Source organism: Bacillus sp. MUM 13, assembly GCF_001866725.1.
In the GTDB taxonomy this organism is placed as follows: Bacteria; Bacillota; Bacilli; order Bacillales; family DSM-1321; genus Peribacillus.
Genome location: NZ_MLYQ01000026.1, coordinates 13,324 through 31,547, shown reverse-complemented (window position 1 = coordinate 31,547; position 18,224 = coordinate 13,324). Strand labels below are relative to the sequence as shown.

At 37.0% G+C, this 18,224-nt stretch carries 21 protein-coding genes; 3 read left to right on the top strand and 18 right to left on the bottom strand.

What is annotated here, in order from left to right:
* Positions 1-198 precede the first annotated feature (198 nt).
* From BIV59_RS08160 to BIV59_RS08145, 4 genes are all read right to left on the bottom strand, one after another.
* Complete coding sequence (locus tag BIV59_RS08160; RefSeq protein ID WP_071350976.1) at positions 199-819, bottom strand: hypothetical protein; 621 nt, start codon at positions 817-819, stop codon at positions 199-201.
* A gap of 227 nt (positions 820-1,046) precedes the next feature.
* Positions 1,047-1,766, bottom strand: a complete 720-nt coding sequence (locus BIV59_RS08155) for a VC0807 family protein (protein WP_071350975.1) — start codon at positions 1,764-1,766, stop codon at positions 1,047-1,049.
* A 434-nt stretch (positions 1,767-2,200) separates the two neighbouring features.
* Positions 2,201-2,746, bottom strand: a complete 546-nt coding sequence (locus BIV59_RS08150; RefSeq protein ID WP_240501870.1) for a GNAT family N-acetyltransferase — start codon at positions 2,744-2,746, stop codon at positions 2,201-2,203.
* A gap of 259 nt (positions 2,747-3,005) precedes the next feature.
* Positions 3,006-3,866, bottom strand: coding sequence for an SDR family oxidoreductase (locus tag BIV59_RS08145; RefSeq protein ID WP_071350974.1), 861 nt, complete (start codon positions 3,864-3,866; stop codon positions 3,006-3,008).
* A 203-nt stretch (positions 3,867-4,069) separates the two neighbouring features.
* Between BIV59_RS08145 and BIV59_RS08140 the strand changes: the two genes are divergently transcribed.
* Positions 4,070-4,504, top strand: a complete 435-nt coding sequence (locus BIV59_RS08140; protein WP_071350973.1) for an Rrf2 family transcriptional regulator — start codon at positions 4,070-4,072, stop codon at positions 4,502-4,504.
* A gap of 55 nt (positions 4,505-4,559) precedes the next feature.
* Here the strand turns inward: BIV59_RS08140 and BIV59_RS08135 are convergent, their stop codons facing one another.
* From BIV59_RS08135 to BIV59_RS08095, 10 genes are all read right to left on the bottom strand, one after another.
* Entirely contained in the window at positions 4,560-5,993 is a 1,434-nt protein-coding gene (locus tag BIV59_RS08135; protein WP_071350972.1) for a DHA2 family efflux MFS transporter permease subunit, read from the bottom strand.
* A 501-nt stretch (positions 5,994-6,494) separates the two neighbouring features.
* A complete protein-coding gene (locus BIV59_RS24375; RefSeq protein WP_481747418.1) occupies positions 6,495-6,677 on the bottom strand; it encodes an STAS domain-containing protein in 183 nt (60 codons plus the stop codon).
* A gap of 408 nt (positions 6,678-7,085) precedes the next feature.
* Complete coding sequence (locus BIV59_RS08130) at positions 7,086-7,757, bottom strand: DNA alkylation repair protein (RefSeq protein WP_071350971.1); 672 nt, start codon at positions 7,755-7,757, stop codon at positions 7,086-7,088.
* Between the two features lie 126 nt (positions 7,758-7,883).
* A complete protein-coding gene (locus BIV59_RS08125; RefSeq protein WP_071350970.1) occupies positions 7,884-8,624 on the bottom strand; it encodes a class I SAM-dependent methyltransferase in 741 nt (246 codons plus the stop codon).
* Between the two features lie 262 nt (positions 8,625-8,886).
* Positions 8,887-9,351, bottom strand: coding sequence for a MarR family winged helix-turn-helix transcriptional regulator (locus tag BIV59_RS08120; protein WP_071350969.1), 465 nt, complete (start codon positions 9,349-9,351; stop codon positions 8,887-8,889).
* Positions 9,352-9,458: 107 nt separating this feature from the next.
* A complete protein-coding gene (locus BIV59_RS08115) occupies positions 9,459-9,929 on the bottom strand; it encodes a GNAT family N-acetyltransferase (RefSeq protein WP_071350980.1) in 471 nt (156 codons plus the stop codon).
* A gap of 80 nt (positions 9,930-10,009) precedes the next feature.
* Positions 10,010-10,291, bottom strand: coding sequence for a hypothetical protein (locus BIV59_RS08110; protein WP_071350968.1), 282 nt, complete (start codon positions 10,289-10,291; stop codon positions 10,010-10,012).
* A gap of 227 nt (positions 10,292-10,518) precedes the next feature.
* Positions 10,519-10,743: a hypothetical protein gene (locus BIV59_RS08105; protein WP_071350967.1), complete on the bottom strand. Its 225-nt coding sequence runs from the start codon at positions 10,741-10,743 to the stop codon at positions 10,519-10,521.
* 6 nt (positions 10,744-10,749) lie between these two features.
* On the bottom strand, positions 10,750-11,367 hold the full coding sequence (locus BIV59_RS08100; protein WP_071350966.1) for a TetR/AcrR family transcriptional regulator: 618 nt from the start codon (positions 11,365-11,367) through the stop codon (positions 10,750-10,752).
* The gene (locus BIV59_RS08095) at positions 11,321-12,592 is read right to left on the bottom strand and encodes an MFS transporter (RefSeq protein WP_083392090.1); all 1,272 of its coding nucleotides are present in this window, start codon (positions 12,590-12,592) and stop codon (positions 11,321-11,323) included. The genes BIV59_RS08100 and BIV59_RS08095 overlap by 47 nt, the downstream gene beginning before the upstream one ends.
* Positions 12,593-12,932: 340 nt before the next feature.
* Here BIV59_RS08095 and BIV59_RS08090 point away from each other — a divergent pair, with 340 nt between their 5' ends.
* Positions 12,933-13,304 (top strand): VOC family protein, encoded by a 372-nt coding sequence (locus tag BIV59_RS08090; RefSeq protein WP_071350965.1) that lies wholly within the window; start codon positions 12,933-12,935, stop codon positions 13,302-13,304.
* 224 nt (positions 13,305-13,528) lie between these two features.
* On the opposite strand, the gene BIV59_RS08085 is transcribed toward BIV59_RS08090, so the two are convergent.
* From BIV59_RS08085 to BIV59_RS08070, 4 genes are all read right to left on the bottom strand, one after another.
* Complete coding sequence (locus BIV59_RS08085; RefSeq protein WP_071350964.1) at positions 13,529-13,996, bottom strand: hypothetical protein; 468 nt, start codon at positions 13,994-13,996, stop codon at positions 13,529-13,531.
* Between the two features lie 305 nt (positions 13,997-14,301).
* Positions 14,302-15,546, bottom strand: a complete 1,245-nt coding sequence (locus BIV59_RS08080; RefSeq protein WP_071350963.1) for a DUF4153 domain-containing protein — start codon at positions 15,544-15,546, stop codon at positions 14,302-14,304.
* Positions 15,547-15,592: 46 nt separating this feature from the next.
* The gene (locus BIV59_RS08075) at positions 15,593-15,808 is read right to left on the bottom strand and encodes a helix-turn-helix domain-containing protein (protein ID WP_071350962.1); all 216 of its coding nucleotides are present in this window, start codon (positions 15,806-15,808) and stop codon (positions 15,593-15,595) included.
* Between the two features lie 11 nt (positions 15,809-15,819).
* Positions 15,820-16,302, bottom strand: a complete 483-nt coding sequence (locus tag BIV59_RS08070; RefSeq protein ID WP_071350961.1) for a DUF2975 domain-containing protein — start codon at positions 16,300-16,302, stop codon at positions 15,820-15,822.
* Between the two features lie 310 nt (positions 16,303-16,612).
* Here BIV59_RS08070 and BIV59_RS08065 point away from each other — a divergent pair, with 310 nt between their 5' ends.
* On the top strand, positions 16,613-18,145 hold the full coding sequence (locus BIV59_RS08065; RefSeq protein ID WP_071350960.1) for a histidine kinase N-terminal 7TM domain-containing diguanylate cyclase: 1,533 nt from the start codon (positions 16,613-16,615) through the stop codon (positions 18,143-18,145).
* Positions 18,146-18,224 lie beyond the last annotated feature (79 nt).

The window sequence follows — 18,224 nt, the reverse complement described above, 5'->3', positions numbered from 1 at the left end:
CAGGATCGCTTCACAGAACAATTAAAAAACAACAATCTTTAAGAATAGAGACTTTAAAAAAAACAAAAAAACTGCCGCAGCAGCAAATCATCTTCACCCTCACTTGTGCGAGAGCTGAATAAACTTATTGACCCTTCAGAAATGAACGATTGCGGCAAGTAATTTACATTGTTCAAATACAATGCCCCAGCTCAAATCTTAGTACCTTTCCGGATCCCTTTTCAGCAGTCTGAGTCCTGTAAGCCAAAGGGCGGCTCCGGTTCCCCACAAAATCAGGGCTGAACCAAATCCGAGAGTTACCCACCATACCTCAATTTGATGATGTTCTATGGTAATTCTGACAGGCAATATCAGCAATGTAACGATCGCAAGCAAGCAAAGGAGTGTGCCTGCAATATAATGGATTCTTACACGAAAAAGGCGGGCTAGCGGAAAGAAATGAGCACCGACAATAAGGGCCATTACAGGGACAAACAAATCTAAATGATTGGCAGCGCTGCATATTGCACTGGCAGTGGCAATAAAAACACCTTCTAAACCAAAAATAATACCGAACATGATACCCATTTTTTTTGAATGGCGGGCAGAATTTCCTTCCATTATTACGTTTGATAGCATTTTTGACTTCTTTATTAGTTTGATTCCACCTATAAGGAGGAAGACACCAATCAACAGGGATACTATCATAAACCAAAGAAATCCCCATCCCTGCAAACCTCTTATACCAATTCCTGCCCAAAGAGTACCGAAAAATGCCATGAAAAGAACTCCGGCTGCCGTCCCGCGTACAGCAGCACCGGGAATGATTGTTTGCGGCATATAATGACTCCACCTCTTTCAATTGCATTCTGGAAAATGTAACAGCCACTAAACCTGTTTTGGATCAGAAAAAATCATCCTAAGGATGCTTTCACTTTCTTATTGAGCTTGATTCCCCAGAATTGAGGATAGGGGCAGTCCTGCCTCACCACTCATGTACCAAGCTCGGAGTCAACTTTTCAAGGCATATGTACTTCAATATTGGCTATGAACAGCAGCCAGCATTTCTACCGCCTATGATGGCTAAAGTAAAAATAAGCCTGCTCCAAATAAAAGGAAATCCAGCTTCCTGAAAGAGAAAGCAGCTTTCTGCTGACCAGTGTCAGTTTTTTAACCGGTGATACTTGGTCCACCGTCTGATAGATAAAGAAGAAAACGATTAGGGAAACCCCTGAAAGTATCATATCAAGAGATTTGTCGAGGACAATATCCAGGCGGTAGGCCTCTACTCCATAATGCTTAATCCAATGGGTCAGGCAAAGCATATACAGTGCTTCATTCATACAGTAGGCAAAGGTGATCAGCTTAAACAGCTTGAAGGCTTTTTTTTCAAAAAACAATTCCTTTGTAATGCTTCTTTTATGCCCCCTCATTTCCATTAAATCGAGGGTGAAATAAAGATGAAGCGGCTTTCCGGCGGCAAGGCTGGCTGCGTATATAAGGAACAAGCCTGCCGAGTACAGGACATTATTCCATAAAAGCTGAAGGGCTGAACCTGACAGCAGATCCACCACGAGTCCTGCTAATAAATTAGTCAGTACAAAAATCCCCGTATAATTCAGCCTGCCATTTTGATTGAACCTGTACAAGCTATATAAGATGCCAGGGAAAGTAGAAAGCAGCATGGCCGGATATTCCCCGATTATCTCTCTGCTGACCTCCCAGAAAGCCAGAGGAAACAGAAAAAAAAGTATTAAATCAGTGACCAGCAATAAGTTTACCCGCATATCATTCTCCTGTCCTTCCCACATTCATTGAATTATATGGGTTTAGCCAGGAAATAAGAACAAGCTTCATAAACACATTTTTCAAATCATTATGACTTTATGGTTAGTTATTAAGATTTGGCGAAGTTGTAATAAAACGATCTCCTGGATAAGATGATTGAAGAACACATGGACAAAGTGAGGATGAGTTAATTTATCTTTAAAGTGGGAAATTGATAAGGCTAGGTTTCTTAAAGCTGCGGCGGCAGATAATGCAGAGGGCTTACTCCCTGTGGGCCGTAGGTAAGGAAAGCAGTGGCGAGAATAACCTCAATATACCTTATTTTAATATCAGTGAAAGTGGTGGCACAATACAAAGGGCATCGCCACACCGATCCCCATTCCTCAATTATGTCATCCATTTATTATAAAAAACTATTACTGCTTGAAAACTGTCACTTCTGCTTTAAAATGCCACTGATAATATCTTTATCTTTCTTTCTTAAATCAAAGTAAAGTAAGCTCTCCTTACGTTCTATATTCTCCTTAAAACCTAACTTTCTCATTAAATTAATTGATCGCTGGTTTTTTGGATCAACCGTTGCATCTATTATATCAAGCCCCATCTGGGAAAACCCAAATGAAATTACTTCTTTCATTGCTTCAGACATTAATCCCTTACCCCAGTAATCTTTGCATAAATCGAATCCCACTTCCGCTATAAAATCTTCATTTCTTCTTAAATAATGAAATCCAATTGTTCCAATGAACTTTTCGCTGTTTCTGTCATACATCCCCCACCTGCACCCTGAATCCTCCATATGATATTGTATAATTTCTTCAGCTTCCTTTATATGCTTACAAGGTTCTATATCCATAAACATAGTTACATTACTATCTGAGAAATGCATAAAAACGTCTTCCGCATTATCAAGGGTTAATATTCGAAATTTAATCCTCTCCGTTTCCAATGGAGGATATTCAACAATTTTAGTGTCCAAATCTTTTATTCCACCTTTTAGTTTAAGCTGTTCCAGTAAGGATTCTATACTGTATCAAAAAATACCTTTTTTAACTAACCTGCCCGAGTATTTTTTTCACAATCTTTGTTTTGCGGTCTTTACCTTCCTTGCCTCTTCTATCTGTTACTGATAACTGCTTTTCATGGGACCCTCCTTTTTATAATAGCAATTGTATAATTCTGCAAAAAAAAAAGCCGACTTAAGAGTCGGTTTTTTTTGTTCATTTTATTTTTGTGTATTATTTTGCATTTACAACTTGAGTCAGTGCCTCATTAATCGGTGTAACTGGACGGCCAAGAACTTTTTCAAAATCATTGCTTTCAACGTCTAGCGAACCGTTCCGAATACTTTCTTGAATTCCTACTACAATCGGAATCACAAAATCAGGTAAACCTAAGCCTTTCATGATCTCTGCATATTTTTCATCACTAACTTGTTGTACAGGTATTTCTTTACCCAATACATTACTTAGAGCAGATACCATTTCTTCTTGAGTTAAAAGAGGACCAGAAAGTTCATACACTGTATTTTCGTGACCGTTTCCAGCAAGAACTGCTGCCGCTGCATCTGCGTAATCTTGTTGCAGTGCCCAGCCTACTTTACCTTCTCCAGCAGAAGTTACCCATGGGGCTCCTGCCATAGCACCTTGAATGCTTCCGATTTCGTTTTCCAAATACCAATTGTTACGCAAGAAAGAATATGGGATACCAGTCTTAATGATGGCTGCTTCTGTCGCTACATGAGGAGGAGCCATTAAATTTTTGCTTTCTGTTGCATTGGCTATACTTGTGTAAGCAATAAATTTTACCCCTGCACGCTCAGCTGCTTGTACAGCATTAGTATGTTGATGAATTCTTGTTTCATTGTCACCATCAGCAGAGATGATTAATAAGCGGTCAATCCCTGAAAAAGCAGTATTCAATGTTTCTGGACGATCAAAATCTCCTTGACGAATTTCCACTCCGCGAACACGAAGTCCTTCGGCGTTCTCTGGATTTCGAACACTTACCGCCAGATCACTTGCAGGTATAGATTTCAATAATGATTCCACAACCTTTGAACCTAATTTCCCTGTTGCTCCTGTAACTAATATTTTCATTTTGTATTCCTCCCATTCGATTTTACCTGTAACAACTTCAAGTACATGTATTCATTTTAGTTACCTGTATTCATTTTGTCAACAGGATAATTGCTATTTATACTATTGTTCGTATTTTGGTATAATAAACATGTAATCAAATTAATTACATGGTCAAGCAATAAATTTAAATAGCGGAATATTAGTAAAGGTGGTTACTGAGCATGTCTATTAGCAGCCGATTTGCTGTCGGAATTCATATATTGACTCTAATCGAATTAAATAAAGAAGGAGTAACATCTTCGGAATTTTTAGCCTCAAGTGTTAAAACGAACCCAGCCGTGATCAGAAAACTAATGGGAATGCTAAAAAAATCTGGTTTGATTGAGGTACACCCAGGTATTGCAGGGGCTAAACTCGCAAAGGAATTATCTGAAATTACACTGTACGACGTTTATAAGGCAGTGAATGTTGTAAAGGAAAAAGAATTATTTAGCATTCATGAAAATCCAAATCCTGATTGTCCTGTAGGCAGGAACATCCAGAATATAATTGAACCATTATTTACAGCAGCCCAATTGGCAATGGAGAAGGTTTTAAAAAATGTTACTTTAGAAGATGTTGTGAAGGATGTTGCGGTTAAAGAAAATATATGTTAGAAAAGACATTCAAAATGAATGTCTTTTCTCTTTGTTCTTCAAAGGTTTTATTTCTTTAGTTTTCATTTACCGCCCCGCTGCTGACCACGACGCGGCGGATGAAGAGGGCTATGACCACTCCTATCAGTGCGATGATCATCGTGAACAAGAACACGCTTTGTGATCCAGCTGTCATCGCGTTCGCAATTTCGGCCTGTTTGTCCGGAGCGGAGGAGCCGTGCAAATATTTCTCTATACCGCCCGTAAGGATACTGATTGCGACCGCTGTTCCAATTGCGCCCACGACCTGCTGCAGTGTGTTCATGACTGCCGTGCCGTGCGGGTATAACTCCGGCGGCAGTTGATTTAGGGCGTTCGTTTGAGCAGGCATCCATATCATGCCCACCCCAACCATGAGCCCGATATGCAAAGCCACGATAAAGGCCACTGAAGAAGCAGGGGAAAGGGTAGTAAAGAACCATAACATGACTGCAACAATCACGAGTCCGGGAATAACGAGCCATTTCGGTCCATATTTATCGAACAGTCTCCCCATACGCGGGGAGAGGATACCGTTCAGCGCGCTGCCCGGCAAAAGCATGAGTCCAGTAGTGAACACAGACAGTCCTGTTCCCGTCTGCAGAAACATCGGCAGAATAATCATGCTCGACATAATGATCAACATACACGACATTACCAGGAGCAGCCCGACGACATACATTGGGTACTTGAAAACGCTCAGATTCATCATCGGATTGTGCATAACGTTCTGCCGCATTATGAACAGCACCAGCGCGATGAGCCCAACCACGATTGAAGTAACCACGACTGCACTGCTCCACCCTTCAGATCCTTCGCCTGCCTTACTGAAGCCGAAGACAACTCCTCCAAAGCCGATCGTTGATAATGCGACAGACAGCAGATCTATCCGGGGCTTCGTGACATCGGTGACATTTTCCAAATACTTCAGCCCTATCAACAATCCAATAATCAGGAACGGCAGAGAGAGCCAGAAGATATAATGCCATGTTAAATACTCGATTAATAGACCGCCTATGGTCGGGCCTGTTGCGGGCGCAAACATGATAACAAGTCCAACGAAACCCATCGCCGCCCCACGCTTTTCCGGCGGATATATGACAAGAATGGTGTTAAACATGAGGGGAATCAACAACCCCATACCTACTGCCTGTAAAACTCGGGCAAACATCAACATTTCAAAATTGAATCCGAGTGCCGCAATCGATGTGCCGACGATTAAGCTTATGAGCGAACCTGTGAATAGCTGCCTAGTCGTAAACATCTGCAGCAGCAGCCCGCTCATCGGCATTAAAATGCCAAGAGTCAGCAAGAACCCCGTTGTTAACCATTGTGCGGTTGCAGCCGAAATTTGGAACACTTCCATTAAATTAGTCATTGCTATGTTTAGAGCGGTTTCGCTGAACATACCCACAAAACCGCAGATAAGCAGCGATGCCAAGATGGCACGCGTATTGTATTGCTTCTTCATTTCTATATCTCCTTATCAAATCAATTTAAATAATAACAGTTTACTGTTTAGCAGAACCTGGTTTGTTTAAATACTCAAGCTTAAAGGACTGTCTTCTAATTCCTTTTATGATTGATAGGCAAAATTTTCTCTCTCTGCATCTAAGGTCCAAGCGGCTGATTCTCAATTCCCCAACAATGCTTCTACAATTTGGATGGCTTCATGAACCATGTTATCTCATTCTTTGCGACTGACATTCTGAGCATCAAGATTTCAGTAGAAAAATCCCCGTATAGTTCAGCCTGCCATTTTGATTGTTCAGAAACACTTTAATAAATCAGCCCTTCCCGTTTCATTTGTTACTTGAACTGAACATTCAATATAAACCCGCGTTAAAAGGCAAAAAAAGAGCCCTAGGCAGGGCAAAAATTATTAATTATTATCCATACTGATTCTCACTTTTTAAAGTTAGCTTTGACTATTTTGGCGTTCAATTATGTACTTTAACCCTAAATCCCCGAACTAAAAAGTACGTATATTTTTAAGTTCATTAATGTTTATGGCTAAATTGGGCCGAATTCCAACAATAATGCATTCCACCCCTAGTAATTTTAAAAGATCATACAGCTTTTGAATCATTGTTCTTATATTTTCGTCAAAACTGTTAATGCCACTCAGACTTATTAAGAAATACCCTTGCTCCATACCCTTTTTTTAAACCGGTTATAACATTCGTTGGTGTTCTGGTTTTGAATGAAACCTATCCATGTTTACACCAATCATTTCTTCTGAATTTGAAAGGCCAAACAAAGGAGCAATCATTGATAGTAACTGAGATGCTCTAGTATTTATCCAAGTAATATAAAAATCTTAATCAGCAATGATAATATTTTCACCTATACTCTTCAATGTCTCTAAAACAGTCAGGTCTTGTGGTATATGTCCCTTTAAACTCATCGAGTATCTCCTTAATCTTCAGGATATTTTTATAATATAACATATAAATGAATTATATTTTAATATGGGCGCCACTTTCAAAACTCCTTCTGCAACTAAGTGACCTGCGCTTAGTTAAGTAACTAAACTGATAAAGCAACGATATCACCCAAAGTCCTACAGATTTTTCAGTGCTTCACGTCTGCTAAGCGGCTTTAAATCATTTAATGAAACAAAATCTTTTACAGCTAAAGGGTTCGTTTTTGCGTATTCTCTCAATACCCACCCTATGGCTTTTTGAACAAAAAATTCTTCACTAGCAGCCCTATTAAGAATATATTGAAATAAGCGCTTTTCATCGGTTCTATTTTTATAATAAAGCTGATATAGCAACGCTGATCTTTGTAGCCAAAAATTTTCATCTAAAATCCACTGATCTGCATATTGAGAAGTTAGTTTTGGATAGGCTGTAAACATATAACCCATTATATGAGGAGAAAGCACATCCACAGTATCCCACCATGACTTATTAATTAATAACGAACTTAACCATGGCATATCTTCTGGGGTGAGATCCACTTTTACTTTGTTAAGGATATCAAGTGCTGCTTTTTGGTACTCTCTTTCTGAACGTTCCCACAATGTAAAAATGACATCTTTTAGGTATTCTTTTTTCGGTACACCAAATTCATGTAAAAATTGCTTGGTCAGTTTTCGGCGTATTGGTGTTCGAATACCTAAAAACTCAAACTGGTCCCTTAAGTAGCTTTTAGACCAGTTAGCATAATCCATATCAATATGTTGGCTATATAGTTTAGCAAGTTCTTCAATGTAACTGTTTATTTGCATATCTTAGCACCACGTTTTGGAATTGCTTTATATTTTAAAATCTTCTTCAATTTTTTCCCCTCTTATTCCAAGGTGTATAACCTTTTTTTCTGGAGTCTATATAGATAGCTTTGTTCTAATTCACTATTAATAAACTTTCTTTGCCCTAATAATCATAAAAGATGGTTTTTTCATCTCATTAATAAGCCTTGGCAAACGATTCAATGCCTTATTACTGGGTATAGGTTCAATGACTTGCTCAATCTGAAAGCCACTTACGATTAGTTCATTTATTATAGTCGAAAAAGTACGGTGATATTTCACAACACCATCTATATACCAATGCTGCTGCCTTTCGCCTTCTTCCTGATAATGATCAACTGCGTAATGAGAGGTGATATTTTTTTCATTAATGATCCAATTATCCATATCTTTTCTTGCAGTTACAATCGGATGTTCAATGGAAAATACAAAAACCCCCGTTTTCTTTAAACTAGAATGAATTTTCTTTATTACAGCATTATAGTCCTGTATATAATGCAGTGCCAGTGAACTAACAGCAACATCAAATTTATTTTGCTTTAACTGAATATCTTCTAAGGCAGTATTTACATAGTGAATATGTTCATGGGAATTTTTTTGCTGAGCAGCTTCAATCATTTTCTTCGAGATGTCTATCGCCATGACCACCCGAGCCTGCTCTTTTACACAATACATAGCAAAGTCTCCCATTCCGCAGCCTATATCCAATACATTTTTATGTTTTAATTCAGGCAGCATATCTCTTAATGCCGGCTGTTCTAATAAATCATTATAATTCAATTCAGACTCACGCAGGGTCCGGTAGCTCTGGAAGAATTCCGGATGATCATAAATGTTCTGTTTCACGTTCAAACCGCCTCTTTCTCAGGAGAATTTTTTATTGATACTATCATAATTTTTCCATATTTTTTATTTAAAAAATAGACTTATAATTATATTTTTGGTAAAATTTAGATTGAGCCATGCCTGAAAATCAATTCAATAATAAAGGAGAATCCTTTCACAGGAATTCTCCTTTTTAAATGTTTTATAAATCAACATTAAACAATTCTGCTTCACTACTAAGCTTGATTTTTACGTATCCATTAGGTTACGAACAGTACTGGTTTTAGTAACCACTTTCAATTAGGTGATTTAATAGTTCTTTTTGAATACGAAGCAAAGTTTGAATATCTTCATCAGCCATATTTTCGATTGCGGAAAGCATAGCCCTATAAGATATGGAATTTTTACTGGATTTTTTGGACACTTCTTCACCTTTAAGAGTCAGCTTTACCTTTACTTCTCTCCGGTCCTCGCCAAAAAAGCCCCTTTCAGCAAGGCCCATATTAACTAATTTATCAACACTAACGCTTATTGTACTTTTTGATGAAATAAGCTTTTCAGCCAGCTCTTGCTGTGTTAATTCTGGAACTGCATATAAAGTATTGAGTATGGACAATTGCTGTAATGTCAGACCAAAACTTTCAGCATTCTTTTTCGTAAATTGGGCTGTGGTCTTATTAATAGCCCAAAATGATTGGTAAACTTCCTGTACTTGCTTAACTTTTGTGTCATTGAAATTCAAGTCCATTTAAATCACTCCTAATGAAAAGAATGTTAGAACCATTTTATCTTTTTCCCCACGGACAATTAATAAAGAACCTTCTTCTCCTAACCCCTCTTTTTAGCGGAAAAGCATTAACATAATTTTTTATAGTGAACAAGTGTCGCTTTTTCATTTAAGCTATGTTTCCAGTCTTCACGTCTGTATCCCATTTTTTCATATAAATAGCAGTTGCGTTTTTCTTGTAAAATAGTCTTCAATTCCCAAGTTTCTGCTTGAGGAAATAACTCCTCAATTAGACGTATCGCTTTCTGTGCAATACCCTTTCCTTGATATTCCGGTAAAATAAACATGGGACTTATCCAAAATTGCGTCTCTTCTTCGCACACTAAACAAATAGCACCTACAAGCACATCATCGGATAGTATTTTATAAAATCCTCCATCAGGATTATTTATCCTTGCCAGCACTTTTTCAATTGTTTCATTAGCAGGATTTGTCTCGTAATCTCTATATTCATCCAATAATGGATTAAAAGCCTTTACTTGAATCTCAAAAATAGACTTTGCATCCGTTTCTGCCGCTTTCTCTAATCTGATTTCCATGAACATACACCACCCGCCTAAAATATTCTTTTTTTAAAGAACATATTTCTTCAAATAAAAAAATATATGTGTTTACTGATTTACATTGAAGTGACGATCGTTGCCAAAACAAATAGTCCGAGTATAGGTACACCTAAAAAACAGGTGACTAAGGAAAAAAGAAATGCAATATCGGGTACTCTGTATTTAATAAAGACGTAAATTCCAATTGCAATGCCAAAAAGACCTACTGTGATCCAGTATAAATCAGCAATTTCCGGACTAAGTTCCGTTAATTCATCTTTCATCCAATATGTATATAAGAAACTAAACTGATAAAGTAACGATATTAACGAAAGCCCTGCAAATACTTTTTTCTTCATTCCTCACCCTTCCTTAGTTTCAATCTAACCTATTTTTGAATATATTTCCATAAAAAAAGAGCTGCCTTAGCAGCCGAATAATCTTCCACTCACGTCCCTTTCGTTAAGTAAGACTAAACATTTAATTTTCCTACTGTACGTTAAGATCAAATGCATATGAAGCGTCTCCGTGGGACAAGTGTTTATCCTTTTCATCCATCCACCAAACGCTTTAGATAAAAGCATGTTCATGGATTCCCCGGTGCTTTAAAATGTCCCTTTTCCACAGGCGATACAATTTCTTTTTTACCATTTACATGTGTAAGATGAACCTTGTTTGGCTGATGGTCATAATCAATCTTCAGTTCAATGTCAGCACCTGGTTGTACAGCAAGGATAGCGAATTTGTGAATAATGCTATAATCTCCCTGTAAAAATGGAGACAGCAGCATCACAACATTCAAGTTCTTCATTTCTATCTACTTTACTCCAAGTGTCATTTTTAAATTTTCCACGAACAGCATGGATTGCTCCTTCATCTTTAGATCTTCTGTCGGAAGTATAGCATGGCCAATTGCAAGCCCATCAATAAATGTGACAATAGATCGAGCTATGATATCACTATCATGTGTATTGCTGAATTCTCCGCTTTCTTGTCCTGCTCTAATAATATCCGTATATAGGTTAATACCATAATTATATCGTTCTTTACCATACTTTCTTCTGCGCTTATCATTTCTCCCAGTGATGAAAAATTCTAAATGACTCGGTGCTAATGGATCCATCTTATCATCTGGCTCCCGATCTTCACCAAACAGCCTCAATAGCAGTAAATCCCAATAAGAATTATTTTTTTCTTTAAGTAATTCCTTTGTTTCGAGTATTCTTCGCGATAGATTTTCTCCTAATATAGCTTCATATAAGTCTTCTTTATTAGAGAAATATTGATATAATCCACCCCTGCTCACGTTTGCTTTGTCCATTACATGCTTCATAGTCGTTCGTTCGTACCCATTTTCGATAAATACTTGTATGGCTGCTTCCAAGATTTTAGCCTGACGTTGCTTTATGTGTTCCTCGCTGACTTTCGGAGACATCTTTCTTACTCCTCTCTATTTTACTTTTTATGAAAAATCCTATTAAAGATACCAAGACCAAGAGAGATGCTGTAATCATAAACGATGGAACGACCCCTAGAATTGTTGAGAGCCAGCCTCCCAGCAAAGGTCCGATAATGGTTGCTGTTGTTGTTACACTATTTATGACTCCAAATACCCTCCCAGTCATATGAACAGGGGTTTCAATTTGGACCGATGCTTGAAATGGAACAAACACCAGGCTTGCTGAAAATCCTGCAAACAGTCCTAGTAAAGGACCCCAAAAGATAGAAAGACGTGCATCAAAATGAGTTAATACTGCTATGATACCAAAGCTAAGTCCAATTCCACAAACACCAATAAGCATTAAAGTAAAGGCGTTATAATTCGATTTCTTTGTTAAAAGCAGCCCTGATAAAAACATACCGACACCCGATGATGTCACTAAATAACCAAAAAGATCCGGTGATGCTGCAGTGAGCTCTCTAATTAAGACAATGATTTGTGAGTCCGAAAGCTGTAAGATCAAGAGGCTAAAACCTAATAAAAACATTCCTGCAAGTATATTTGTTTTGGATTTAATAAAAGAAAGGCCTGCTAAAAATTCTTTTTTGAAGGAAGAATCTGTTCTATCCTCATTTCCATTCTCTTTTTCAAAAGAATGGACCACTCCTGGTAAGAACAGAATTAAAAGAGCAGATATAAAAAAAGTGGCAGAGTCGATATAAAACACAGGCTTTGTACTAAATGCCGTTACTAATACCCCGCTCAATAAAGGGCCCATCACCTTCGTACTGGAGTCAATCATCGACGTTATGGACATGGCAGCTTTCATATCATCATTAGCAATCAATTCCTTTAATTTCCCGTTTTTCGCTGGAATAAATATTGCTGAAAACACGCCGATTGTAAACAAACATATATACACAACCCATATTGTATCAGCTACAGTTAGAAAAAGAATCAGCCCTGCACGAACAAGGTCAGATGTTATCATTAAAGTTTTTCGACTAAACCGGTCTGCGACTGTGCCAGCTACAGGACCTAACAGCGCCATAGGAATGGCCAGACACAAAATGATAAACGATACTTCCATCGGCGAAGCATTCCATTTCAAACCGACAAGCGTAATAATCGCCACTATACTAAGCCAATCTCCAATACTTGATATTGCCTGGGCAAACATTAGTATTAAATATCCTTTATTTTTCATTAATCCCTTCATCTCTGTTACCCTCCTTTTAAAAATGACACTAATGTCTTTTTTTATTAACCTTATTATAACGACACCAGTGTCTTTTTATCAACCTGTTTTTTCCAATTTTCTAAATTTTATTTTATTACCAAGAACACAAAAAAAGCTGTCAGCAAATTTGACAGCCAGACTATGTAACTCAATCCTTTCATTCAAGGCTTTGTTAAAGAATAATATTCGTTTTCTGGAACAGTTGGAAAAGAGTTGGCGTTTATGACTTATGCAAAAGAAAAAGGAAAGGGTGTTAAAGGAAAAAGGGATATAGAAAGGGAACTATTTGATAAACCGGATTAAATAAAGGAGACAAGCAATGAGTAAATCATTTATTGAACAAGTACATTATATTAGAATTCCTGTAAAAGACTTAGAACTGTCTGCAAAATGGTATAGAGATGTATTAGGGCTCCAGTTACAAAACAATACAGAGGAATTTGCCATTTTAAAAGTAAATGAAGGACCTTTCTTACTTATCTTAGTTCCTACCGACGATGAAACATTTGCACATTTTACAATTGATAATGTACAAGAATTTAGCATTGGCTTTACAAGTCCAGAATTACCTAAATTTCATCAGCACTTAATTGATAATCAAGTTAAGGTCGAGGATATCAAAGAAGATAATGGTCACGCCTATTTCCACTTTTATGACCCCAATGGCAATAAACTTCAAGTACATTGGTAGGATTATAATAGATAAATTACCTTATTTCAGTGCTTTACCTGAATAAGAATGGGAACGTCCAAATCAGACGTTCCCAAATTTTTTTTGCCTAAAAAACAACAATATACGATTTCCTGTATTGAAAACCTTAACAAAATCTAATGCCTTAATATGCAGGAGAATATCCAAAAAACCTCTTCTTTCATTTAAATCTCCAGATATTTTTTAGACGATGCAAAATTCCCCTACTGCACGTTAAGCTCAAATCCATATGAAGCGTCTCCGTTGGACAGGTGTTTATCCTTTTTATCCATCCACCAAACGCTATAGATATAAAAGTATGTTCCTGGATTCCCCGGTGCTTTAAAATGTCCCTTTTCTACCGGCAGTTCGATTTCTTTTTCACCATTTTCCTGTGTAAGATGGACCTCGTTTGGCTGAGGGTCATAATCAATCTTCAGTTCAATGTCAGCACCTGGTTGAGCAGCAATAGGTTGAACAGCAAGAGGCCTTTTGCCGCTTTTAGTCCATACTGAATCAACGCATACACCGTTATCTCCATTATCCCAACAGTAGGAACCGAGTACAGTTTTATAGTGCTTGCCATCTGTTATAACCTCAGCTTTTGGCGGCTTGCTCTCTTTTACATGGCTGTTCGTGCAGCCAGCTAGAATAAGTACGATTAAACATAAAAAGGACATCCATCTTTTCACACAACCCCTCCTCCTACCGCAATAGTCGTATTAAATCGATAATTCGTTACAACTATGTCGCAAAAAAAAGCGGCCGAAGAAGCCGTGTTTATTAAACTAACGCACTCTTTTGTTGAGGACATCTTTCCTCCAGCTTATCAGTTACATTTCATGTTTAAAAAATGCTCTTTTCTTAAAGAGTGTTGTTATTGAAGCGATCCTGTTGTTAAACCGGGTTGGCTCACCGCCCGCCCCACGGAAAGTGAGCATCCAAAAGCGGAAATCAGCCACCCTGTTTCAAAGCAACAAAGTTTACGAAAACAACCTTAAAAAAATACAGGAAAAGTAAATGTAACGAAGGCTGCCCACAGTCCATAGATCGGCAAATATTCAGTAACGGCATCTTGGATAGCTGAAGGTCCGGATTTGTTTTGCAGAAAACGCATGTAGGAGAGCATAATCCAACATAGATTTGCCAAGATTAGTATGTTTACTCCTAAAACAGCCAGTCTATTAGGCGTAATCCCATAAGAAGACAGTCTGAATACGATGGCTGACAGGGCCACACTGTCAATGATAAGCGCAAGAACAATTAAGGCAACATTTATATAATCTGAAATGTTCTTTTTCTCGTCTGAGTCGCTCTCGATAATGGAAAATATGGTAACGGCCAATACACCAAGGAGAATTCCGTTGAAGGCTATCAGAAAATTGCGGTCCAGGAATGGATTTTTCCCGACCCATATAACCGTAATCAGATAGACCAACAATGTGACCAGGACAAGAGGACTGAAAATTTTAGCTATATATGGGGTAATATTCTTAGCAAGTTTAAGATTCATTGATACCAGGTATGCAGCCACAATAGCGAGAGCGGCAGCACCAAATAAAATGACATTACTAAAATAGAAGTCTTTTATATCCAAACCAGCAAAGTTAAATAACTGCATGGTTAACACCGCTAATATCATTCCGCTAACCGCCATGCTGGCGTAGAGAATACAATATTCCAAATTAAATGTAATAAAAGCTAATCTTGCACTGCCTTTTGAATAGTCATTTCCTGTAAAAGCAAGCATAACCAATGCCCATAAGAATATGGGAAGGTGTAAGTAAGCAAGGATAATACTGTCTTTATCATTTAATGGCAGCATGTTAAGATAAATCCCGGAAACCAGAAGCAACGCCGCTAGCGAATAAATCACTCTTTTTTTCGGAGGATTTTTGTAAACAAAATAGGCAGCAATAAAGGGAATTATACCAAATGCCAGGTTAATGGGAGCAATTGCTTCCTGTTCGACAAAATGGAAAATGACCCTGGTGCATATCCCGGCCAAAACGGCTAAAAGGCCCATGAATAAAAAATCTTTTTGAAGGAAGGAAGATTTTTCTGTAATTGCCTTCTCCTTGAAATGCAATCTTTCATACCAGACACCAAGAACCTCAGAATCAGGATTTTGTTCCCATGCGCGTGAGAAAGACTTTTTAAATGCTTTCGGGTCTTTTCTGTATATTCTCTCAAGCTCATGAGGGGCATCAATATTTTCAATAATCAAATTGTTAATATCCATAGTTATACCTCCCCTAATAATTGTTATATGGTTTCCTTCACAATGTTTATCTGTCTTCGTCACTTTGGTATTCTAAAATATCTCCAGGCTGACATTCCAAAGCCTTACAAATTGCCTCTAAAGTGGATAATCGAATTGCTTTCGCCTTTCCATTTTTCAATATAGAAAGGTTCGCCATTGTTATTCCAACCTTCTCCGATAGTTCTGTTACACTCATTTTCCTTTTTGCTAACATCACATCAATATTGATGATAATTGCCATTGTTATTCACCTCAGACCGTTAAATCATTTTCTGATTTGATAGTAATTGCTTCTTGTAAAAGTTTTTGGAGAACAGCTGCAAAGACCGCGATAACCATCGAAGCAAAAGGAACAGCCAATCCGGCAAAGATAACTCCTGGTGCGTCGTCTGCTTTTGCAAAAACATAGAAGAGCGGCCAAACTAGCACATGCAAAATACTGATTATGATGGCACAGTATTTGATTTTCTTTAAAGCTTTTACAGATAAATCGGAGAAAGCTTTATTTTTGTCAATATAGCGTAAAAGTTTAAAAGCCTGATACAAAGCAAAGTAAAAAGGAATTGCCGATGCATCAAAAACGATGAAAATGAGATATTTTATAAAAGCAAATGATGGAACCAATTTTACTGCAAGTTTTGCCATCTCAGGCACCAAAAAGATGCACAGAGCAAGAACAGGAATTCCTAAAAGAATAACAGCTATTTTTAAAAACAACGTTGTCACTTTTTCCATAAAAAGCACCTCACATATATATTCTGATTTTGATTTTAAACTTTAATTTATCGATTTACAATAAATTTTTATTAAATTAAGCGATATTTTTATTGTATATTTAGTTTTAAACAAAATTAAAAAGCATTCCTCATTCAGAGAAATGCTCCTAAACCTTCAACCATTACATGTATAATTTGGAGCCATACTTCTCTTCTGCTGCTGATCAGCAAAACGTAAACGGAATTTCCTTTTTTATTTAATTGTCTAAATATTTGACAGAATATATAATTAAAAAATATCCACAACAATACAATTTTGAGGTAAAACAATGTTTATTCCAGTACATTTTCCTGTTTCCACATTTTTCAGCTTCCTTCTTTTTACATTTTTAGCCATTTTCGCTTTTCGATTTAGGCAAAGAGTAGGTGGAATGTATCTATTAATCACACTTTGTTTGTCTGCAATACTATCTATTTCCAGTGTATTTGAATTAATGTCAGTAAGCATTCAAGATAAGATTTTTTGGCGAAATGTTGAACAGATTCCTTTACTTACATCATCCCTCGTTTTATATGGTGCTGTACTGGAGTTAATTGGCAGGGACAAAGCAAAAGTGAAAGTACATGTAGCTATATTAAGTATTCCCCTATGTATATATCTAATGTTAATTTTTACGGATCCTTTACATCATTTAATGAGAGCCCATATATCTTTGTCTTCATTCGGGGAGCTTAAACGTCTTAATATTGTGTCTACCCGATTAAGTATGTGTTTTATTTTATACTCAAGAATTATTGCAGTAATACTGGCTATTACACTAATACGAAACCTAAAAAAAGTCTCAGCTTATAATCGAAAACAATTTTATATGATTTTCTTGGCTACCATTATTCCTTTCATTTTGACTCTACTTAAACAATTTGCAGGACTTAATATAAGTTCCTCTGCTTCCTCAATACCGGCAGGAATCCTAATTTTTTATAGTATTGTTCAACACAAACTTTTAATTAATTCCCCGATAGCCAAGGAAAGAATTATTGAGAATTTATCGGAAGCGATCATAGTCTTAAACCAGGATGAAATGATCATTGAGTTAAATCCTGCGGCAGACAAAATGATAAATAGTCTTATTTCTGAAGGCCAGGGTACTTTGATCGGAAAAGACATCAAAACAATTCTAAAAAATGATAAAGAATTAATAGATTCCATTACAGGAGAATCTTCTGGCAAAAGAGAAATAGAATTAAGTAAAAGACATTACAGTTTAAAAATCATACCTGTTCAAATATCTAAAGGAGAATTATATAAGATATTAATATTTACTGACTTAACTGATCATATTTCATATGAAAAACAGTTATACGAACGTGCAACAACAGATTACCTTACTAAAGTCTATAACCGGCAATATTTAACTGAAATCGCTCATCAAAAAATCACTGAATTAGAAGGAACTGATGGGAGTGTTTCTCTCATTATATTAGATATTGACCATTTCAAGGTTATTAACGATACCTACGGCCATCAAAGCGGGGATAGAGTATTGGAGAAAATAGGACAAATATTGACTAATTTGATGAGTGCAAACGGGATAGTCTGCCGAATAGGCGGAGAAGAATTTGCAATTTTATTGCCTGATTCTTCAGAGAAACATGCCTATCAGATTGCTGAAAAAATCAGAAACTATATATCCCATTCCAAAATAAACATTAATGACGATCATTCGGTTTCTCTAACAGTAAGTATCGGGTTAAAAAGCATATCAGATTCAAAAATCACTTTTAAAGAACTATATGCAGAAGCAGATAAGGCTCTTTACCTATCCAAAGAAAATGGCAGAAACCAAACAAACATTGCTTAACAAGGGTTTAACGCTATGTAGATCAAACCGCTTCTGTTGGGAATGATAGAAACATAATCGATAGTTGAGTCTATCAAAA